This is a genomic window from Dorea sp. AM13-35 (genome assembly GCF_003473885.1).
GTDB lineage: Bacteria > Bacillota > Clostridia > Lachnospirales > Lachnospiraceae > Dorea_D > Dorea_D hominis.
The window spans coordinates 205,897-224,372 of the sequence record NZ_QUCZ01000003.1 but is presented as its reverse complement, the minus strand read 5'-3'; the positions used below and the strand labels follow the sequence as shown (position 1 = coordinate 224,372).

General features: G+C 42.6%; 15 protein-coding genes and 1 tRNA gene. 12 read left to right on the top strand and 4 right to left on the bottom strand.

Going from position 1 to position 18,476, the window contains the following annotated elements:
• The first annotated feature begins 10 nt into the window (after positions 1–10).
• On the top strand, positions 11–496 hold the full coding sequence (locus DW152_RS05365) for a DUF3267 domain-containing protein (protein WP_021860406.1): 486 nt from the start codon (positions 11–13) through the stop codon (positions 494–496).
• A 225-nt stretch (positions 497–721) separates the two neighbouring features.
• Entirely contained in the window at positions 722–1,666 is a 945-nt protein-coding gene (locus DW152_RS05360) for a hypothetical protein (RefSeq protein WP_021860405.1), read from the top strand.
• 170 nt (positions 1,667–1,836) lie between these two features.
• Here DW152_RS05360 and proC read toward each other — a convergent pair whose 3' ends face one another.
• The 3 genes from proC to DW152_RS05345 all read right to left on the bottom strand — a co-directional run bounded on the left by proC (position 1,837) and on the right by DW152_RS05345 (position 4,739).
• Positions 1,837–2,634 carry a pyrroline-5-carboxylate reductase gene (proC, locus tag DW152_RS05355; protein WP_117537494.1) on the bottom strand — a complete coding sequence of 266 codons (798 nt, stop codon included), beginning with the start codon at positions 2,632–2,634 and terminating at the stop codon, positions 1,837–1,839.
• A 78-nt stretch (positions 2,635–2,712) separates the two neighbouring features.
• Positions 2,713–4,026 carry an amidohydrolase gene (locus DW152_RS05350; RefSeq protein WP_117537496.1) on the bottom strand — a complete coding sequence of 438 codons (1,314 nt, stop codon included), beginning with the start codon at positions 4,024–4,026 and terminating at the stop codon, positions 2,713–2,715.
• Positions 4,027–4,028: 2 nt separating this feature from the next.
• Positions 4,029–4,739, bottom strand: coding sequence for an L-2-amino-thiazoline-4-carboxylic acid hydrolase (locus DW152_RS05345; RefSeq protein WP_117537498.1), 711 nt, complete (start codon positions 4,737–4,739; stop codon positions 4,029–4,031).
• A 271-nt stretch (positions 4,740–5,010) separates the two neighbouring features.
• On the opposite strand from DW152_RS05345, the gene DW152_RS05340 reads away from it, so the two are divergent.
• The 10 genes from DW152_RS05340 to DW152_RS05300 all read left to right on the top strand — a co-directional run bounded on the left by DW152_RS05340 (position 5,011) and on the right by DW152_RS05300 (position 17,219).
• Positions 5,011–6,105 carry a GTP-binding protein gene (locus tag DW152_RS05340; protein ID WP_021860401.1) on the top strand — a complete coding sequence of 365 codons (1,095 nt, stop codon included), beginning with the start codon at positions 5,011–5,013 and terminating at the stop codon, positions 6,103–6,105.
• Positions 6,106–6,147: 42 nt separating this feature from the next.
• Positions 6,148–8,175 carry an arsenosugar biosynthesis radical SAM (seleno)protein ArsS gene (gene arsS, locus DW152_RS05335; RefSeq protein ID WP_021860400.1) on the top strand — a complete coding sequence of 676 codons (2,028 nt, stop codon included), beginning with the start codon at positions 6,148–6,150 and terminating at the stop codon, positions 8,173–8,175.
• Positions 8,141–8,275 carry a hypothetical protein gene (locus DW152_RS13575; RefSeq protein ID WP_279209149.1) on the top strand — a complete coding sequence of 45 codons (135 nt, stop codon included), beginning with the start codon at positions 8,141–8,143 and terminating at the stop codon, positions 8,273–8,275. The genes arsS and DW152_RS13575 overlap by 35 nt, the downstream gene beginning before the upstream one ends.
• An 84-nt stretch (positions 8,276–8,359) precedes the next feature.
• Positions 8,360–8,432 (top strand) — tRNA-Lys (locus tag DW152_RS05330).
• 200 nt (positions 8,433–8,632) lie between these two features.
• Positions 8,633–9,577, top strand: coding sequence for a bile acid:sodium symporter family protein (locus tag DW152_RS05325; protein WP_117537500.1), 945 nt, complete (start codon positions 8,633–8,635; stop codon positions 9,575–9,577).
• Between the two features lie 91 nt (positions 9,578–9,668).
• Positions 9,669–11,519, top strand: coding sequence for a DUF975 family protein (locus DW152_RS05320; protein ID WP_117537502.1), 1,851 nt, complete (start codon positions 9,669–9,671; stop codon positions 11,517–11,519).
• Positions 11,516–12,706 carry a metallophosphoesterase gene (locus DW152_RS05315; protein WP_117537504.1) on the top strand — a complete coding sequence of 397 codons (1,191 nt, stop codon included), beginning with the start codon at positions 11,516–11,518 and terminating at the stop codon, positions 12,704–12,706. Before DW152_RS05320 ends, DW152_RS05315 begins: the two co-directional genes overlap by 4 nt.
• Positions 12,707–12,873: 167 nt before the next feature.
• Positions 12,874–15,063, top strand: coding sequence for an anaerobic ribonucleoside-triphosphate reductase (gene nrdD / locus DW152_RS05310; RefSeq protein WP_021860080.1), 2,190 nt, complete (start codon positions 12,874–12,876; stop codon positions 15,061–15,063).
• A 203-nt stretch (positions 15,064–15,266) separates the two neighbouring features.
• Complete coding sequence (locus DW152_RS05305; protein ID WP_117537506.1) at positions 15,267–16,034, top strand: tRNA threonylcarbamoyladenosine dehydratase; 768 nt, start codon at positions 15,267–15,269, stop codon at positions 16,032–16,034.
• A 33-nt stretch (positions 16,035–16,067) separates the two neighbouring features.
• A complete protein-coding gene (locus DW152_RS05300) occupies positions 16,068–17,219 on the top strand; it encodes an ATP-binding protein (RefSeq protein ID WP_117537508.1) in 1,152 nt (383 codons plus the stop codon).
• A gap of 79 nt (positions 17,220–17,298) precedes the next feature.
• Here DW152_RS05300 and DW152_RS05295 read toward each other — a convergent pair whose 3' ends face one another.
• Positions 17,299–18,333: a LacI family DNA-binding transcriptional regulator gene (locus tag DW152_RS05295; RefSeq protein WP_117537509.1), complete on the bottom strand. Its 1,035-nt coding sequence runs from the start codon at positions 18,331–18,333 to the stop codon at positions 17,299–17,301.
• Positions 18,334–18,476 lie beyond the last annotated feature (143 nt).

Below are 18,476 nucleotides of genomic sequence, written 5' to 3'. Positions count from 1 at the left end.
AAATAGTTAAGTGAAAGAAAACAGCTACGATATACTGTTGTGTAAGTATATTGTAGCTGTTTTAGCTGTCAGGGCATCCCCACTTTCTCTGGAACTTTTAATATGGCAGCTCCCGTTTACGCTGATGTTGACAGTTGTGCATGAATTGATTCACGGAATTACATGGGGAATATTTGCAGAAAAACATTTTCAATCTATAAATTTTGGCGTGATCTGGAAGATGCTGACGCCGTACTGCCATTGTTCGGTACCACTTAAGAAATGGCAGTATGTATTGGGAGCGGCAATGCCAACACTGGTTCTTGGAGCAGGGTTGGGAGTAGTGGCAATCATGACAGGCAATCTTGTGTGCCTTTATCTTGCGGAATTTATGACTCTCGGCGGCGGTGGAGATTTTTTGATTATTATGAAAATATTACGATATCACTCTGACAAGGAAGACCAGGTATATTATGACCATCCATATGAATGTGGAGTTGTTGTTTTTGAAAAATAGAACAAAAAAGAAATAAAAATAAGTTGAAAAGATGATTTGATAGTGCTAAACTCCTATAAAAGCATCTTTTTCTTTTGCGCTTTTAAGCGTGTCTTATTCATATCTAAAGTATCTGAAAGGAATTCATGCTTTTAAATTTCACTAATAACAGCAGGAGTCCTGAAGGTACTAACGAAGACCGCACAATTTCTTGTGAAGGACTCAGAATAAAGAAGGGAGTATTTCATGAGAAAAAACAGAGAGTACAAAAGTGATGTATTTTCCATGTTAATGGAAAGCAAAGAAAATGCGCTGGAAGTTTACAATGCATTAAACGATTCGGAATATACCAATCCGGAGGAAGTGGAGATTGTTCAGTTGGAGCGGGGCGTGTCGCTCTCCATTCGGAATGATGCTTCATTCATTATTGATATGAACATCAATTTTTATGAGCATCAATCCACATACAATCCCAATATGCCACTTCGAAGTTTAATCTATTTTGTAAATACATTGCAGGACTGGCTGAAAGATAATGACAAGGATCTATTCAGCAGAAGACAAATACAGATACCGACACCGCATTTTATCGTATTTTATAATGGGACACAAAAAAGAACGGAATACGAAGAAATGAGACTGTCGGATTCGTTTTACCACAAAGCCGAAGAACTGCAGATAGAGATCATCTGCAAAGTTTATAATATCAATCCGGAAAACAATCAGATTTTGAAAAGAAAATCAGCAGTACTGGAAGGATATACATATTTTGTGGAAAAGGTAAGGGAGAATCAAAGGCAGGGAATGAATCTGGAAGAGGCTGTGGACAGTGCGATAAATGATTGTATAACGAATCATATATTGGAAGATTTTTTCAGAAGCAGGAAGGATGAAGTGAAGAAAATGACACATCTGGATTATACGTGGGAAAAGCGGGAAAGGTTAATACGCATGGAAGAATATGCAGATGGCGAAGCGGCTGGAATACAGAAAGGCGAAGCCGCTGGAATACGGAAGGGCAAGATTGATTCGCTGATGGAAATCTTGCAGGAACTTGGCGATATTCCGGAAGTACTTCAAACCCGGATTGAATCAGAAAAAGACCTGCAGGTTTTAACGAGCTGGCTGAAAGCAGCCGCGAGAGCAGACTCTTTGAAAGAATTTCGAGAGAAAACAGGTTTGAATATTTAACGGTACTGCACCGTGGGTTTAGTCCGGAAATTATTTAAGCTATAAAATAAAAATTGTAACTAGTATGAATGAAAAGAGATTGGCGTATCAGTTGAATGATATGCCAATCTCTTTTTCAATCAATTCAGATTATGTAAGAAAAATATCATACTACAATTTAATATTCTGGATTATAACTGTCTGGATCTTTCAGCAGCAGCCTTGATACATTCCATAACCGAAGCGCGCATGCCGCCACGTTCCAGTGCTTCGCAGCCTTCGATGGTAGTTCCGGCAGGGGAAGTTACCATATCTTTTAAAGCACCCGGATGGATATCCATCTCAAGAAGCATCTTTGCAGTTCCAAGGCAGGTCTGCTCTGCAAGGCGGTATGCAGTAGCGCGAGGAAGTCCCTGTTTTACGCCACCGTCTGCCATTGCTTCGATGAACATTGCAACATAAGCCGGACCGCCACCGTTTAATGCGCAGGCTGCATCGATGAGATGCTCCGGAAGGAGTTCAACAACACCGATAGAGCTGTAGATGGATTTGGCGATTTCCATTTCATCTTCTTTGAAATCATTGTCAGAGCAAAGAGCAAATGCTCCTGCAAATACCATCGCCGGAGTATTTGGAAGAAGGCGCAGGATTCTAGGTGTACCATCGATCATAGCCTGAAGTCTTTCGACTGTTACACCGGCTACGATAGACATCATTGCTTTACCGTCCAGTGCTTTTTTGCACTGCTCTAAAGCTTCTGCGGCATTCTGAGGTTTAACGGCAAGTAAAATAATGTCGCTGTTCTTGCAGACATCTTCATCGTCTGCCGCGAGATTGACACCCCAGCCGTTTGCTTTTTCCATCATGGCAGGGTTAATGTCGTAAACGTATACATTCTCTTTTGCGAGTACACCGCTTTCCAGTGCGCCGTAGAGGATCGCGCCTCCCATGTTTCCGCATCCGATGACTCCGATTTTCTTTGTTACCATAATAATCGACCTCCTAAATCAAAATGTTTAATATGAATTATTATCAGACAGATTGTGTCGCGCGCTGCGCGTTCACAATCAGGCATCTGTATTCTTAAATTCTTCCCAGGCAGCAGTCAGTTTGTCCGGGGTTTCTAACAGCAGCTTTGTCCCTTCTGCTATACAGCGTGCAGCGTAAAGCATACCTTTGTGTCCGATACTCATGCCTGCCTGCTTTGCGGCAGCCCAGTGATGCAGAGACGTACCGCGGCACATGGTAGCAGCACTGATGGTGATGAGAGGAACGGTGTGGCTGACTTCCGTAGCGTCTGTACCGATGAAGATCGGAACAGGTTCCGGCTCCAGCGGTTCCAGTCCTTTGAAATAAATCCCGTCATTTTCCAACCCGGCTTCTTTACTGAGTTCGGCGGCAAATGTCAGTTCATCTTCGGTATATTCCGGAGTCGGGATATGTGTCATTGCCTCATAGTACAGCTCTGCAAGCACACGGTTGACTTTCATCTCTTTACAGCTGGTGACCAGTTCAATATCTACGGTTGTATCTGTCATCATGGCAGCACCGCGTGCACATTTATCCACACGTGCACTGGCATCTTCTGTGCGGGAACGCTTGAAAGAACGGATGAAATAATTCGTCTTTGCAAGATCCGGAACAACATTTGACGGGATTCCGTTATCGACATATGCATAATGCATACGGACTTCATCCGGCACATGTTCACGCAGATAATTTACACCGATATTCATAAGTTCGGCTGCATCCAGAGCGCTTCGCCCTTCCTGCGGAGATTTGGCGGCATGTGCGCTGACTCCGTGGAAAGTATAATTTTTCACATCCTGGGACATCCAGATATCGTTGCTGATCCGGTTCCGGTCAAATGGATGCCATGTTACGGCAACATCCAGGCCATCAAAGACGCCGGCTTTGTTCATAACAATCTTGCCGGACATGATCTCTTCAGCAGGACAACCGTAGACGCAGATCGTGCCGGGAATCTGTTCTGTTTCCATATGATTTTTCAGTGCGCAGGCGGCTCCGATTACGGCAGTGCCCAGTAAGTTATGACCGCAGGCATGTCCGACACCGGGAAGTGCATCGTATTCTGCGAGAAATCCAAGGATTGGTTTTCCTGTGCCCCAGGTTGCGGTAAAGGCAGTCTCAATATTTGCAGTTCCGCTTGAAACAGTAAATCCCTGTTCCTGTAAATAAGTACTTAAACGCACCGAAGATTTTTGTTCTTGATAGGCAAGTTCCGGATTGGCAAATATGTAATTTGCCGTATCAATTAATTCTGCCTGATGTGTTTTAAGCCAGTCTGCTACAATGTTACGGCTGGCGGAAGATTCGGAACAAATTTCTTCACTGAAATGATTGATCGTAGAATCTGTCATATTTAAACTTCCTCCGGGTAAGCACCCTCTAATACATCCAGATATTCCTGACCGAAAGTATCCACGTAATCAGCAAGGGCAAGATCAATTGCTTTCTGACCGTTTGTGCCAAGCTTTTCGATCAGTGTCTTACTAATTGTATCTTTCAGATGTGCGGTGTGAAAATTAAAATCTTTCATGCAGGAAGTGCCGAGATCCTTCTTCTTGGCAGCGAGAGCTTCGACATCTTCCGGCGTCAGTGGATAGCCCCAGTCAAATTCGCATTGTTCGCCGCCCCAGCTCATGGATGTAGCAGTTGGGGTACAGACAAAATCAGAGCGGAATCCCTGATAAACCGCATTATCAACATTGACACAATAAAGTTTACCGTATTCTGTAATATCGTGCTTTTTCCATGCTTCACACCAGGCACATTTCGAAATATAAGTCTGAAGTGTCGGTTCGGTACGGAGTGTACCAAATTGCATCTGTCCGTCATAGTCAGGCTTCCACTCGCCGTAAGCCTGGTTGGTCATTGTGTTGAGCGGATCGCCGTGAGCAATCGCTCGTGCAGCCATTCTTGCACCTCGTTCTTTACCATAGACAGTCATACCGTCTAAGATTGCCTGTTTTCCTTCTTCGCCACAGATTTCAATAGCGCGCTTGGCGAGAAAAGCAAACATCATTGCATGATGTTCGATCTTACAGGAAACCGTTTCTTTGGCTGTATTCATAATTATCATCCTTTCACATAGTAGTCTGTTAAAGTTTGGAGACATTATACTACATTTTATAAGAAGATACCAGTGTAAGGGAGGAAACTAAAGACACAAAATATAACTGATAATCTATAATCAGTAATAGAAAAAATCTATATCTGTCGTTAGTTATTAAAAAATATGAGTGGTTTTTTATCTGAAAAAAAGCTATGATGGTTATATGAGATAAACTGTATAAAAAATATAGAAAAAAAGAACGACAAAATGTAAAAAGAGGTAAAAAACAATGGACAAAAAACGTTTTATGGTAGTCAGTGGTTTCCTTGGAGCAGGAAAGACAACGACGATGGTAGCACTTACAGAGTACATTAACAGCACAGGCAAACATGCAGCAATCATTGCAAATGACCTGGGAGCAAATTATATTATCGATGCAGAGTATTCTGATCGTCAGAATGTAGAAGTCACACCGATCGGCGGCGACTGTATCTGCTATATTCCGGATACATTGATCGAAAGAATCGAGCGTCTGAACAGAGAGCCGAAAGATCTGGTTATGTCTGATATTCCGGGATGCGGAATCGGTGCACTGGATCATGTATATGGCAATCTGGACAAGAACCACAAGGATGAGTTTACACTGGCTCCGTTTCTTGTTGTAACAGACCCGGAGAGACTTCGTATGATCATGCCGGAGCAGGCAGATATCCATCTTCCGGAAGAATTAAAATTCCTTCTGGATGCACAGTTAAAAGAAGCAGACTGTATCGTTCTGAATAAGATCGATCTGATGTCTGATGAGGAAGTGGACCGCTATGTAAAATTCTTAAAAGAAGCTTGCCCGGATATTCCGGTGTTCCCTATCTCTGCAAAAGAAAAGATCGGTCTGGAACAGGTAGCAGACTATGTACTGACTGCAGAGAGCCGTGTGAACATTACAGATATCGGATACGGCGGACCGGAATTCGTTGCAGCTGAGAAGAGTATGTCATGGTTCAACAGAAATGTATTTATCACAGCAAAAGACGGCAAAGCATTTGACGGAAATGAATTAGTTGACGATCTCATTGACGAGATTCGTAACGGACTGATTGCAAATAAGAGAAATGTTCCACATCTGAAGACATTTGCAGTAGGAAAAGAGAATGATTATGGAAAATTCAGTCTGATCGGTGTAGATTATGACATCATCCATGACCAGGAACTGAAAGAAGAAACAGAAAAATTGCGTCTTGTTGTAAATGCGCGTGCAGTATGCGAATCTGATCTGTTATTAGATATTGTAGATGATGCATTTGATGCTGTAGCTGAAAAATATAATGTAAAGATTAAAGTATTCTTCAGTGAGTGCTTCGGAATGATGGACGAGGGAAGACATTAAGCGAAAGTCTGTTACAAAGTAATGGGAAAGAGATCACAAATTATGAGCAATGATATTCACGAACAAATAAAGGAATATTATGGAGTCATCCTGCAAAGCAGTGATGACCTCAAAACAAATGCGTGCTGCTGCAGTTCAGCGCCGCCGAAGTATGTAAAAGATATTTTGCCGTTGATCAAGGATGAGATAAAAAACCGTTTTTATGGCTGTGGTTCTCCGATTCCGATGGGAATGAAAGGATGCCATGTGCTGGATCTCGGATGTGGTACGGGAAGAGATGTCTATATTTTATCTAAACTGGTTGGGGAAGAGGGACATGTCTATGGCGTAGATATGACACCGTCCCAGATTGAAGTTGCCATCCGTAATGAAGCAGCGCAGATGGAGGCATTTGGATTCGAAAAGACGAATACAAGTTTTCATCTGGGATATATCGAAGATCTGAAAAGCATCGGAATTGAAGATAATTCCATCGATGTTGTGACATCTAACTGCGTAATTAATCTGTCGCCGTTCAAGGAGCAGATTTTCCGGGAAGTATACCGGGTATTAAAAGAAGGCGGAGAGATTTATTTCTCCGATGTTTTTGCCGACCGCAGGCTTCCGGATGAAATAAAAAATGATCCGGTCATGCGCGGAGAATGTATGGGTGGCTCCATGTATCTGGAAGATTTCCGCAGAATGATGGAAAAATGTGGTTTTGTCACTTATTATACGATGGAAAAGACACCGATCCAGCCGCATGATTTCGAGATTGCGAGATTGACAGGAGACATCCAGTTTTATTCCTGTACAGTACGCGCATTTAAGTGTAGCGGCCTGGAGGACCGGGAAGAAAATTACGGACATAGTGCGACCTATCTTGGAACGATGGAGGAAAATAAACGGTATTGCGATTTTGATGAGACATTCCGTTTTCTGAAAAATAAACCACTTGGAATCAGTGGTAATCTTGCAAAGATTTTAAGGGCTTCCAGATTCTGTAATTATTTTACGGTTGAAGGAGAAGGGGAGACACATTATGGCCTGTTTAAAGAACTGGATCAGAGTGTTAATCCGACGCAGTATGATAAAAATGCAAAGATTACAGCAAGGACACTGAAAGAAGAAGTCAGACGGTATGACATTCCGGAATTAATGGATCGTGTCAAAGGTGTGGATGAGCTGTATTCCAAAGAGCAGCTCACGACAATGCAGGTAAATGTCGGCTACAGGTGTAATCTGTCCTGTGCACACTGCTTCCTGGAGTGTGGGCCGGATAAAACGGAGATGATGAGCAAAGAGACAATGGATCAGTGCCTGCAGGCATTTAAGACCGGTGGGTTTCGAACGATGGATATTACCGGCGGTTCACCGGAGATGAATCCGAATCTTACTTATTTCATTGAGGCAGCATCGAAGCTTGGCGATGTGATTGTCCGCACAAATCTTGTTATTTTGCAGAAGGAAGCATATGCTCACTTAATAGATGTATATACAGAAAATAAAGTCCGTATTGTCTGTTCTCTGCCTTACTATAATAAGAAAGTTGTGGAAAAGCAGAGAGGCGCACATGTATTTGATCCGGCGATTAAGATTCTACAGGAATTAAATGCAAGAGGCTATGGCAGACAGGATGATCTGCGGCTGACGCTTGTGTATAATACAGATGGCCCGTATCTGCCACCGAATGAATTTATGCTGGAAAAGACATACAGAGAAATTCTGGAAAAGGAATATGGCATTGTATTTACGGATTTGATCGCAATTGGAAATGTGCCGATCGGAAGATTCGGGCAGGAGTTAAAGCACCAGGGAAAACTTGGATCTTATCTGAAACTGCAGAGTGAGAACTTCAATGAAGACAATCTGCCGAAGGTTATGTGCCGGGATCAGATCAATGTTGATTACGATGGCAGTCTGTATGACTGTGAATATTATCATGTCCTTGGAATGAAACCAGATGGGGAAGCACATATCAGAGAGCTTGCGGATCATGCGCCGAAGCCGCGGAAGATTCATACCTGTGCAGTTTGCTATAGTTGTACGGCAGGATATGGAAGCAGCTGTGGTGGGAATCTGTCACATTAAGTTGGCAGTGGAAGGTTCTGCCGGTGTGATTTGTCGGATAGAAAAAGAGCTGTTTGGAAATTATGAAAATGATTTCTGGAAAAATATGGAAGAAAAATAAAAAAATATTAAAAAACACTTGATTTTTAGAAAAACATGTCATATAATATTACTTGCGTCACGGAAAACTGATGACGCAGGATATGCGCGATTAGCTCAGTTGGCAGAGCACCTGACTCTTAATCAGGGTGTCCAGGGTTCGAACCCCTGATCGCGCACTATAAGATCGCTGTTTTTGCAGACAACAGAGCTGCAGGGACGGCGATTTTTTGTATAATAGGAAATTTCATTTCCTATTATACAAAAGCCTCCGGCAGGATGCGCACTGCGGCGTACAATGATGATGTCGCAAGCGACCACCGCAGGCGCGCGAATGTGCCAAGGCACATTCGATTTATAGCGACGAGGAGGGAACAACATGGCGGCATTTAACCGTTTTATAGAAAAATGGATGGCACTGGTGACACCAATCTGCCTTCTTTTGGGCGTGTGGTTCCCGGATATTGCAAAACATGGACTCCCATATGTTCCGTTTGTCTTTGCATTTATGACATTTAATGGTGCTTTGAAGTCTAGCTTCAAAGATGTGGCGGGGGTATTTAAGAACCCGTCAATACTTCTTGTGATGCTCGGGCTTATTCATGTTGTAATGCCGGTATTTGCCTGCGGACTTGGACATTTATTTTTCACAGATAATGCAAGGCTGATTGCCGGGATGGTGTTGGAATTTTCAGTGCCGACAGCGGTGTCAGGACTGATGTGGATAACAATCTACAGCGGAAATAGTCCGTTATCGCTGTCTCTGGTGGTGACAGATACGGTGTTGTCGCCGTTTTTAATTCCATTGACATTAAGGATTCTTCTTGGAAAAACAGTACATATGGATACAGTACAGATGATGCAGGAGCTGATCTTCATGGTGGCATTTCCGGCAATTTTTGCTATGTGCCTGAATCAGATCAGCCATAATCGCGCAAAAGAATGTTTGCCGAAAGTGCTCGCACCTTATTCCAAACTGGCGTTGATATTTGTTGTAATATCCAATTCATCCAAAGTGGCACCGTATATTCGCCATATGAACGGACAGCGGGTAGCTGTAGCAGTAACAATTCTCGTACTGGCGGCAAGCGGTTATGCAATCGGACTTCTGGTCGCAAAATTATGGAAGAAGGATCACGAAACATCTATTTCCATGATGTACGGAAACGGAATGCGTAATATCAGCGTGGGAGCCGTGATTGCGGCGGCATATTTCCCGGGAGAAGTGATGTTCCCGGTTATGATCGGAACGTTGTTCCAACAGGTACTGGCTGCATTTTATGGAAAAGCAACGGAGCAGCCGGGTGACAGCAGTAAAAACTAAGATTTCCCTAAGAATATCTTTAGAATTATTTTCTTTACAAGGATGTGTATTCTATTTATAATTTTACCAACAAAAGAAATGAGGAAAAAGGATGCACAAAAGACGAAGAGAGTTTAAGAAGAGAGCCAGATGTGTGTTGAAGACGCATTACTGGCTTTTTGTTATGTTATGCCTTATTGCAGGCATGATCGGAACAGAATTTACCACTTCCGTGAAACTGGGAAAGGACGCAGCAGTGTCTTATGCGGAAGCAGAGAACACGGTCAATCGTCTGACAACGGATAACCTGATCGGAGCGTTCTATGATAATCTGGAAGAATTTAATGAAGGAAAAGAGGCGGAGCAGAGAGCGCGCATTGATGAAAAGAAGAAACGCTATGAAGAAGAATCAAAAAAGAATGAAAATGCGGTTCTTGGACGAAGCAGGGGTGTCTTTTCCGGCATTGTAAATAAAGCCGCTTCCGGTGAATATATTGTTACACTTGCAGTTGCGGTGCGCTCACTGGTCGGCTCGGATAACATAGCTGCCTGGCTGCTGATCGTTGTCAGCCTGGCACTGATCTTTTTCGTGCAGACCTTTATCGTAGATGTGTATCAGATTGTTATGCGAAGGATGCTTTTGGAAGGGCGCTGTTATAAGCGCGTTCCGCTACACAGAGTGTGGTTCCTGATGCGGGTGCGCAAATGGATGCATGCGGGAGTCACGCTTCTGTTAAAACAGGCATTGCACACTGTGTGGGGGCTTACGGTTATCGGGGGCGTTGTCAAATATTATTCTTATTATCTGGTTCCTTATATTGCAGCAGAGAATCCATCAATTAAGGCGGCAGATGCGATCACATTATCAAGGCAGATGATGGACGGGCATAAGTGGGAATGTTTTGTGATGGAATTGTCGTTCTGGGGCTGGAGATTTCTTGGATTTTTTACAATGGGAATTGCCAACATTTTCTATATCAATCCATTTATGGCTGCGACAATGGCAGAATATTATGTGAGTCTGCGAGAGGAGGCAATCGACAGGAAACTTCCGCTGGCAGAACAGTTAAATGATAGATATCTGTATGAGCATCCGGAACAGATGGTGCTGGATGCGGCTTATGAAGACGTTAGAGAAGTGGAGGAAGAACCGCCGGTTGTTATAGAAGGTCTGACTGGAGTTCAGAAGTTTCTTGCAAATACACTGGGAATCACAGTGCTGCATCAGAAAGAGATGGATGCGCTGGAGGAAGAGGCAAACCGAAAATTCCGGGTTGTGCATGATATACGTGCATACAAAGGAATTGTTTATCCGACCAGACTGTATCCGATTTCGGAAGTGAAGAGAAATAATCTGCTGGAAAATATGAACTTTTTGCGTCATTACTCTATCTGGTCTGTGATCATGATGTTTTTTATTATGTCATTTGCAGGCTGGGTGTGGGAAGTGAGTCTACATTTTCTGACCAAAGGATGTTTTGTTAACCGTGGGGTTCTTCACGGTCCGTGGTTGCCGATTTACGGGGCTGGCAGTGTACTGATTTTATTGTTGCTGAACCGTCTGCGCAGAAAACCTGTGGCAGAATTTATTGCAGCGGTAGCCTTGTGTGGATTTATAGAATATTATACATCTTATTTCCTAGAGATTATAACGCATGGCAAGCGATGGTGGGATTATCATGGATATTTTCTGAATCTTAACGGAAGGATCTGTGCAGAAGGGCTTTTGACATTTGGAATCGGAGGCGTTGTAATGGTATATGTACTGGCGCCATTTTTAGACAATCTGATCCGCAGGCTTCCGATGCGACGTCTGATTGCGTTATGTGTGCTGTTGTTAGTATTGTTTGGCGCAGATCAGATGTGGTCGGTACGTCATCCGAATGAGGGGAAAGGAATCAGCAAAATGAGGACGACAGCCGTCCGGACATATGAAAAAGAAGGGAAGGTAGTAAAACAATGATCGCATTATATCTGGCTCCGCTGTATCTGTTATTATGCGGATATATACTCTGGCGCATGCTGCACTGGCTTGCAGCCTGTCACGATGTGACAAAAAATTTTTTTCTCAGGGGACTGCTCGTCACAGTGTACGTTTTTCTGGCGCTAAGCCTGCTTTTTGGATTCCTTGTACCGCCGTCGATGTTACAAAGAGTGCTGAAAGGGATTGGCAATTACTGGCTGGGTGTGTTATTATATATCTTGCTTACAGTTCTTGTAGCAGATCTTATAAGACTCATTCTGAAACATGTGTCATTTCCGAAAAAGGAAAGACTTTTTTCAAGAAAAGGACATGTTATCGTGGGCAGTATATGTCTGGCAGTGATTCTGGCATTCAGTGCCGCCGGGATCTATGGTGCACGTCATATCGTAACGACAGATTATCAGGTAAAGATATCAAAGAAAGCAGGGAATCGGAAGGAACTGAATCTTGTTCTTGTGGCTGATTTCCATCTGGGATACAGCATCGGCAGCAGCCATATGCAGCGGATGGTGGAGAAGATCAATGCGTCAAAACCGGATCTTGTAGTGATCGCGGGAGATATTTTTGACAATGAATATGAGGCATTGGATAATCCGGAGCGCCTGGAGAAGATATTAAGATCGATCAAGAGCAGGTATGGTGTCTATGCATGTTACGGCAACCATGATATACAGGAGAAGATTCTGGCAGGATTTACATTTCCGAGAAAAGGGAAGAAGATGAGCGATCCGCGGATGGATACATTTTTGGAGAAATCAAATATTCATCTGCTTCGGGATGAAGCAGTCGAGATCGACAATGCTTTTTATCTGTTCGGAAGAGCTGATTATGAACGTCCGGGAAGAGGGATCAGGAAGAGAAAGCTTCCGAAAGAACTGGTGAAGGAAATGGATCAGAAGAAACCAATTCTTGTAGTGGATCATGAACCGAGAGAATTAAAAGAACTGGCAGATGCGGGAGTGGATCTGGATCTGTGTGGACATACACATGATGGCCAGATGTTCCCGGGGAACTTGGTTACGGACATGATGTGGGAGAACTCCTATGGCTATCTGAAAAAGGGAAAGATGCATAATATCGTGACTTCCGGGCTTGGCGTATTCGGACCGGATATGAGAGTGGGTACGAAGAGTGAGATCTGCCGGATTAAGATAAAATTCAATTAGAGAGAAAGAGAGAAAGGGAATTGCAAAAAAGTAAAACTTTCTCTTTCTTTTCGCTCTGAATTGGTGTATGATAGTAAAAGACACAACATATTGTGTAATGACAAGTTAAAAATATCTATATTTTGTTATAAAAAAAGAATGCTAAAAAAGGAGAAATCAAGGGGATTATGGGAATTCAAGTGAAAAATCATGTGATCAAACGAAACGGAGAGGAAGTACCGTTCCAGCTTGATAAGATCATAAATGCGATCAAATCTGCAAACAAAGAGGTAGAACGGATCCATCAGTTGAATGAATATCAGATTCTTGCAGTGGCAGATACAATCGGTCAGAAAGTGAACGAATATCGCCATGCCGTGAATGTAGAAGATATTCAGGATATGGTAGAGACCGGCATCATGGAGATGCGTGGATATGAAGTCGCACAGAAGTATGTGCGTTATCGTTATAAGAGAGAGCTTACCAGAAAATCAAATACAACAGATAATGGAATCCTCGCACTGATCGAGCACATGAATGAAGAAGTAAATCAAGAGAATTCCAACAAGAATCCTGTGATCAATTCTACACAGAGAGATTACATGGCAGGAGAAGTCAGCAAAGACTTATCCAGACGTCTGCTCCTTCCGGAAGAGATTGTGCAGGCGCACGAAGCAGGAATCATCCACTTCCATGATTCTGATTATTTTGCACAGAAAGAACATAACTGTGATCTGATCAATTTACAGGATATGTTGCAGAATGGTACAGTGATCAGTGAGACGCTGATCGAGAAGCCGCATAGCTTTTTTACAGCATGTAATGTAACGACCCAGATCGTGGCACAGGTGGCAAGTAACCAGTATGGCGGACAGTCTTTTACACTGGCACATCTGGCACCGTTTGTAGATATCAGCAGACAGAAACTCCGTAAGAATGTTATCGCTGAGAGACAAGAATGTGGCGAGAGCATGGATCCGGAAATCATTGACAAGATTACAGAACGCAGACTCCGCGATGAAGTAAAGAGCGGAATCCAGACGATCCAGTATCAGCTTATCACACTGATGACCTGTAATGGACAGGCGCCGTTTGTAACCGTATTTATGTATCTGGATGAAGTAGAAGACGGACAGTTAAGAGATGACCTTGCTATGATCATTGAAGAAGTGATGAGACAGAGAATGCAGGGCGTTAAGAATGAAAAAGGTGTATGGATCACTCCGGCATTCCCGAAATTGATCTATGTATTGGATGAAGATAATATTACAGAAGGTTCCAAGTACTGGGAACTGACCAAGCTGGCAGCAGAATGTACAGCAAAACGTATGGTACCGGATTATATTTCCGCTAAGATGATGCGTGAGCTGAAGCAGGGAGAAGTTTACCCGTGTATGGGCTGCCGTTCATTTTTGACAGTTGAGGACGAGCAGAGAAATCCGGACGGAAGCCATAAGTTCTATGGACGTTTCAATCAGGGAGTTGTAACGATCAATCTTGTAGATGTGGCATGTTCTTCCAATGGAGATATGGATAAATTCTGGAAGATTCTGGATGAACGTCTGGAGTTGTGCCACCGGGCACTCCGCTGCAGACATGAGCGTCTTCTCGGAACGATTTCCGATGTAGCGCCGATCCTGTGGCAGTATGGTGCACTGGCAAGACTGAAGAAGGGTGAGACGATCGACAGACTGCTTTATAATGGATATTCAACAATCTCTCTCGGATATGCGGGCCTTTATGAGATGTGCATGCGTATGCTTGGCAAATCCCATACAGATCCGGAAGCAAGCCCGTTTGCACTGGAAGTTATGCAGAAACTGAATGATAAGTGCAAAGAATGGAAAGAAGCAGAGCACATCAGCTATTCCGTATACGGGACACCGATGGAATCTACAACTTACAAATTTGCAAAATGTTTACAGAAACGTTTTGGAATCATCAAAGGCGTAACCGATAAGAATTATATTACGAACAGCTATCACGTACATGTAACAGAGAAGATCGATGCATTTAAGAAACTGAAATTCGAATCCGAATTCCAGAAGTTGTCTCCGGGTGGAGCGATCAGCTACATCGAAGTACCGGATATGCAGGACAATATTCCGGCAGTACTCTCCGTTATGCAGTATATTTATGAGAATATCATGTATGCTGAGTTGAATACGAAGAGCGATTACTGTGAATGTTGCGGCTATACCGGTGAGATCCAGATCAAGGAAGACGGAAACGGTAAACTGATTTGGGAGTGTCCGAACTGCGGTAACAGAGATCAGGATAAGTTATGTGTAGCAAGAAGAACCTGTGGATATATCGGAACACAGTTCTGGAATCAGGGAAGAACACAGGAAATCAAAGACCGCGTACTTCACCTGTAAGAAGGAAAGATTGACAAAAAGAACAACTCCATATATAATATAACCTATTGAATTACTGGGAATATGAAGTGACCGGCGGGTGCATGCATGAGAGACATGGAATGCAGCCGCTGGTTTTGCGTAACAAACTTACAAAGCGTGTTCTATTATTGCGATAAAATCTGTGAGACACGTTTCGTACGGCAGAAGGAGAAGATAAGAAGATGCTGACACAATTTTCGAGAACCGAATTATTACTTGGAAAAGAAGCAATGGACAGGCTTGCGAATGCCAGAGTTGCGGTATTTGGAATCGGTGGCGTGGGCGGTTACGTCTGCGAGGCACTGGTGCGAAGCGGCGTAGGTGCATTTGATCTGATCGATGATGATAAAGTATGTCTGACGAACCTGAACCGTCAGATCATTGCGACAAGAAAGACTGTTGGAAAATATAAGACAAAAGTGATGCGTGACCGTATCCTGGAGATCAATCCGAATGCAAAAGTGACGATCCATGACTGCTTCTTCCTGCCGGAAAATGCAGATGATTTCGCATTTGAAGAGTATGATTATATCGTCGATGCTGTAGATACGGTAACGGCAAAGATCGCACTTGTGATGGCGGCAAAGGAGAAAAATGTGCCGATCATCAGCAGTATGGGGGCCGGAAATAAACTGGATGCCAGTATGTTCCGCGTGGCAGACATTTATAAGACGAAAGTATGCCCGCTTGCAAAAGTTATGCGCCGGGAACTGAAAAAACGTGGCGTAAAGAAGCTGAAAGTGGTATATTCAGAAGAGCAGCCAACCAGACCGAAAGAAGATATGGCGACCAGCTGCAGACACAACTGTATCTGCCCGCCGGGAGCAAAGCATAAGTGCACGGAGAGAAGAGATATTCCGGGAAGTGTGGCATTTGTACCTTCGGTGGCAGGACTTATTATTGCCGGTGAAGTGGTAAAAGACCTGGCTGCAGGAGAAACACAGAAATAGATTCGATAAGAAAGCAGAATTGGTGATACAAAGATGAGTATTTCAATAGCGGAATTAAAAAAATTAGAAAAAGACAGTTATGAGCTTCTGGATATCCGCAGTGAGGTAGAGATTTCCCACGGAGCAATTCCCGGAGCAATTGCGGTAAAGCCGGAAGAGATTGAAAAAAAATTAAAAAATAAAGAGCTGGATCCGGAGAAAAAGCAGGTTATTTGCTGTAGCAGAGGAAAAATCAGCGTAGAGATCGCAGAAGAGCTGGAAGAAGAAGGATATAACGCAGAGAGCCTGGAAGGCGGTTATGTAGCCTGGCTGATGGACGTTATGAAAGAGGAGATGGATAAGGATCAGAATAATGAGAAAGCAAAGGAAGTAGAGCAGAGCCTTCGCAAGAAATTCAAGAAAAAAATCTGGTCTAAATTTACAAAAGCGATCAACACGTATGAACTGGTAAAACCGGGAGATAAGATTGCAGTCTGTATTTCCGGTGGAAAAGATTCGATGCTGATGGCGAAATGCTTTCAGGAACTGAAAGTACACAACAAGTTTGATTTTGAAGTAAAGTTTCTTGTAATGGATCCGGGATACAGCCCGGAGAATCGCAAGGTTATTGAAGATAATGCGAAGAAACTGAATATTCCGATCACAATCTTTGAATCCGATATTTTTGAATCGGTATTTAATGTAGAGAAATCACCGTGCTATCTCTGTGCGAGAATGCGCAGAGGACATCTGTATCATTTCGCAAAAGATATGGGATGTAATAAGATCGCACTGGGACATCATTATGATGATGTGATCGAGACGATCCTGATGGGAATGCTTTACAGCGGACAGATCCAGACGATGATGCCAAAACTGCATAGTACAAATTTTGAGGGAATGGAGCTGATTCGTCCACTCTATCTTGTGCGTGAAGATGACATCAAGGCATGGAGAGATTATAACGATTTGCATTTTATTCAGTGTGCATGTAAATTTACAGACACTTGTACAACATGTAACAATGAAGAGAACCAGTCCAAGCGGATCGAGATCAAGAATCTCATCAGCGAATTGAAAAAGACGAACCGGTTCGTCGAGGGCAACATTTTCAAGAGCGTAGAAAATGTCAATTTAAATACCATTGTGGCATATAAGAAAGATGGAGTGAAACATAATTTCTTAGACACTTATGATGAAATATAAAAAACAGAGGGAACAGGAAAGTAAGTACGTGTTCCCTCTGTTTTTATAATGTGCAGTCTTTTTCAGTGAAAAAGAAAAGTTAAGAAGTTGTATCTCTGCGGATCAAAATCGGTGTAATCATTTTGTGGATGATATCAGACTGTGGTTTTGGCTTGCGTTTTTTTTGCTCGTTCATCTGTGATACAAGTAATTCCATTGCTTCATAAGCAATTTTATCAATCTGCTGACCTACAGTGCTGATAGGGATGATTGCTTCAGATGCAATTGGAGAATCATCAAATCCGACAATACGGTATTCGTCAGGGAAATGTCCATATTTGCGCATGAGTAAATTAAGAAAAATATTTGCATGTGTATCATTAGCCATAAAGATTCCTTTTCTTATATTTGGATATTTTCCCTCAATAGAAGAAAAAATATCAGCAATCCGCTGGGTGGTCTCGGCATAAGTATTTCCTAAATCAGAAAGAATGAGTTCATTCGGAATATTATATTGTTCGCATGTGTCACAGAACCCTTTGATTCGGCCATAGGAAGGGATCTGTGTGGGAACATGGGAATTAATGTGAATCAAAATCTCGCAATCGTTTTTGATAAGCAGACTGGTAGCCTGAACAGCACCCATATAGTTATCTGTGTTGATGCTGTTAACATATTGATCCTCACGTTCGATTGTAACAATTGGGATTTGATAGGAAGCCAGTTCCTTGGAAGGAATAGTATGGCTTAATACGATTAATCCCTCAATTTTATAAGCAAGTAATTCCTGGAGATATTTGCGCTCGGTTTCTTCGGATCCTTTTCCGGTTGAAAAGACAAGAAACTTGTATCCAAATTTTTCATAAGTAGATAAAATTTGATTTAACATTTCAGAGTAATAATGCAAAAATAAATTTGGAAGCATAATGCCGACAAATTCACTTTTCCCATTTGCAAGGACTTTTGCAAGTTTATTTTCCTGATAGTCCAGATCGATAAGAGCCTGGGCAATGATTTCCTGATTTTTCAGAGTGAGTGAATCTGGATTATTAAAATATCGGGAGATCGTAGTTTTGGAAAAATTCGTATATCTTGCTATATCATTAAAAGTAATTTTTTTCTTTTTTTCACTCATATATAGACACCTTCCTTTATATGTAGGTAATATGATCAACAATTATCAAATCTTCACTTAGTATAGCAGAAGTCCGCATACAATACAATTGTAAAATAACCAGTTAAGTAACCGGTTACATAAATGCGTAGAACAGTATTGAC

Bases quoted from the DNA above. Each gene is read 5' to 3' on its own strand.
- DW152_RS05360 (WP_021860405.1), top strand. From the start codon at position 722: ATGAGAAAAAACAGAGAGTACAAAAGTGATGTATTTTCCATGTTAATG.
- proC (WP_117537494.1), bottom strand. From the start codon at position 2,634: ATGGTAACAAAGAAAATCGGAGTCATCGGATGCGGAAACATGGGAGGC.
- DW152_RS05350 (WP_117537496.1), bottom strand. From the start codon at position 4,026: ATGACAGATTCTACGATCAATCATTTCAGTGAAGAAATTTGTTCCGAA.
- DW152_RS05345 (WP_117537498.1), bottom strand. From the start codon at position 4,739: ATGAATACAGCCAAAGAAACGGTTTCCTGTAAGATCGAACATCATGCA.
- DW152_RS05340 (WP_021860401.1), top strand. From the start codon at position 5,011: ATGGACAAAAAACGTTTTATGGTAGTCAGTGGTTTCCTTGGAGCAGGA.
- arsS (WP_021860400.1), top strand. From the start codon at position 6,148: ATGAGCAATGATATTCACGAACAAATAAAGGAATATTATGGAGTCATC.
- DW152_RS13575 (WP_279209149.1), top strand. From the start codon at position 8,141: ATGGAAGCAGCTGTGGTGGGAATCTGTCACATTAAGTTGGCAGTGGAA.
- DW152_RS05325 (WP_117537500.1), top strand. From the start codon at position 8,633: ATGGCGGCATTTAACCGTTTTATAGAAAAATGGATGGCACTGGTGACA.
- DW152_RS05320 (WP_117537502.1), top strand. From the start codon at position 9,669: ATGCACAAAAGACGAAGAGAGTTTAAGAAGAGAGCCAGATGTGTGTTG.
- DW152_RS05315 (WP_117537504.1), top strand. From the start codon at position 11,516: ATGATCGCATTATATCTGGCTCCGCTGTATCTGTTATTATGCGGATAT.
- nrdD (WP_021860080.1), top strand. From the start codon at position 12,874: ATGGGAATTCAAGTGAAAAATCATGTGATCAAACGAAACGGAGAGGAA.
- DW152_RS05305 (WP_117537506.1), top strand. From the start codon at position 15,267: ATGCTGACACAATTTTCGAGAACCGAATTATTACTTGGAAAAGAAGCA.
- DW152_RS05300 (WP_117537508.1), top strand. From the start codon at position 16,068: ATGAGTATTTCAATAGCGGAATTAAAAAAATTAGAAAAAGACAGTTAT.
- DW152_RS05295 (WP_117537509.1), bottom strand. From the start codon at position 18,333: ATGAGTGAAAAAAAGAAAAAAATTACTTTTAATGATATAGCAAGATAT.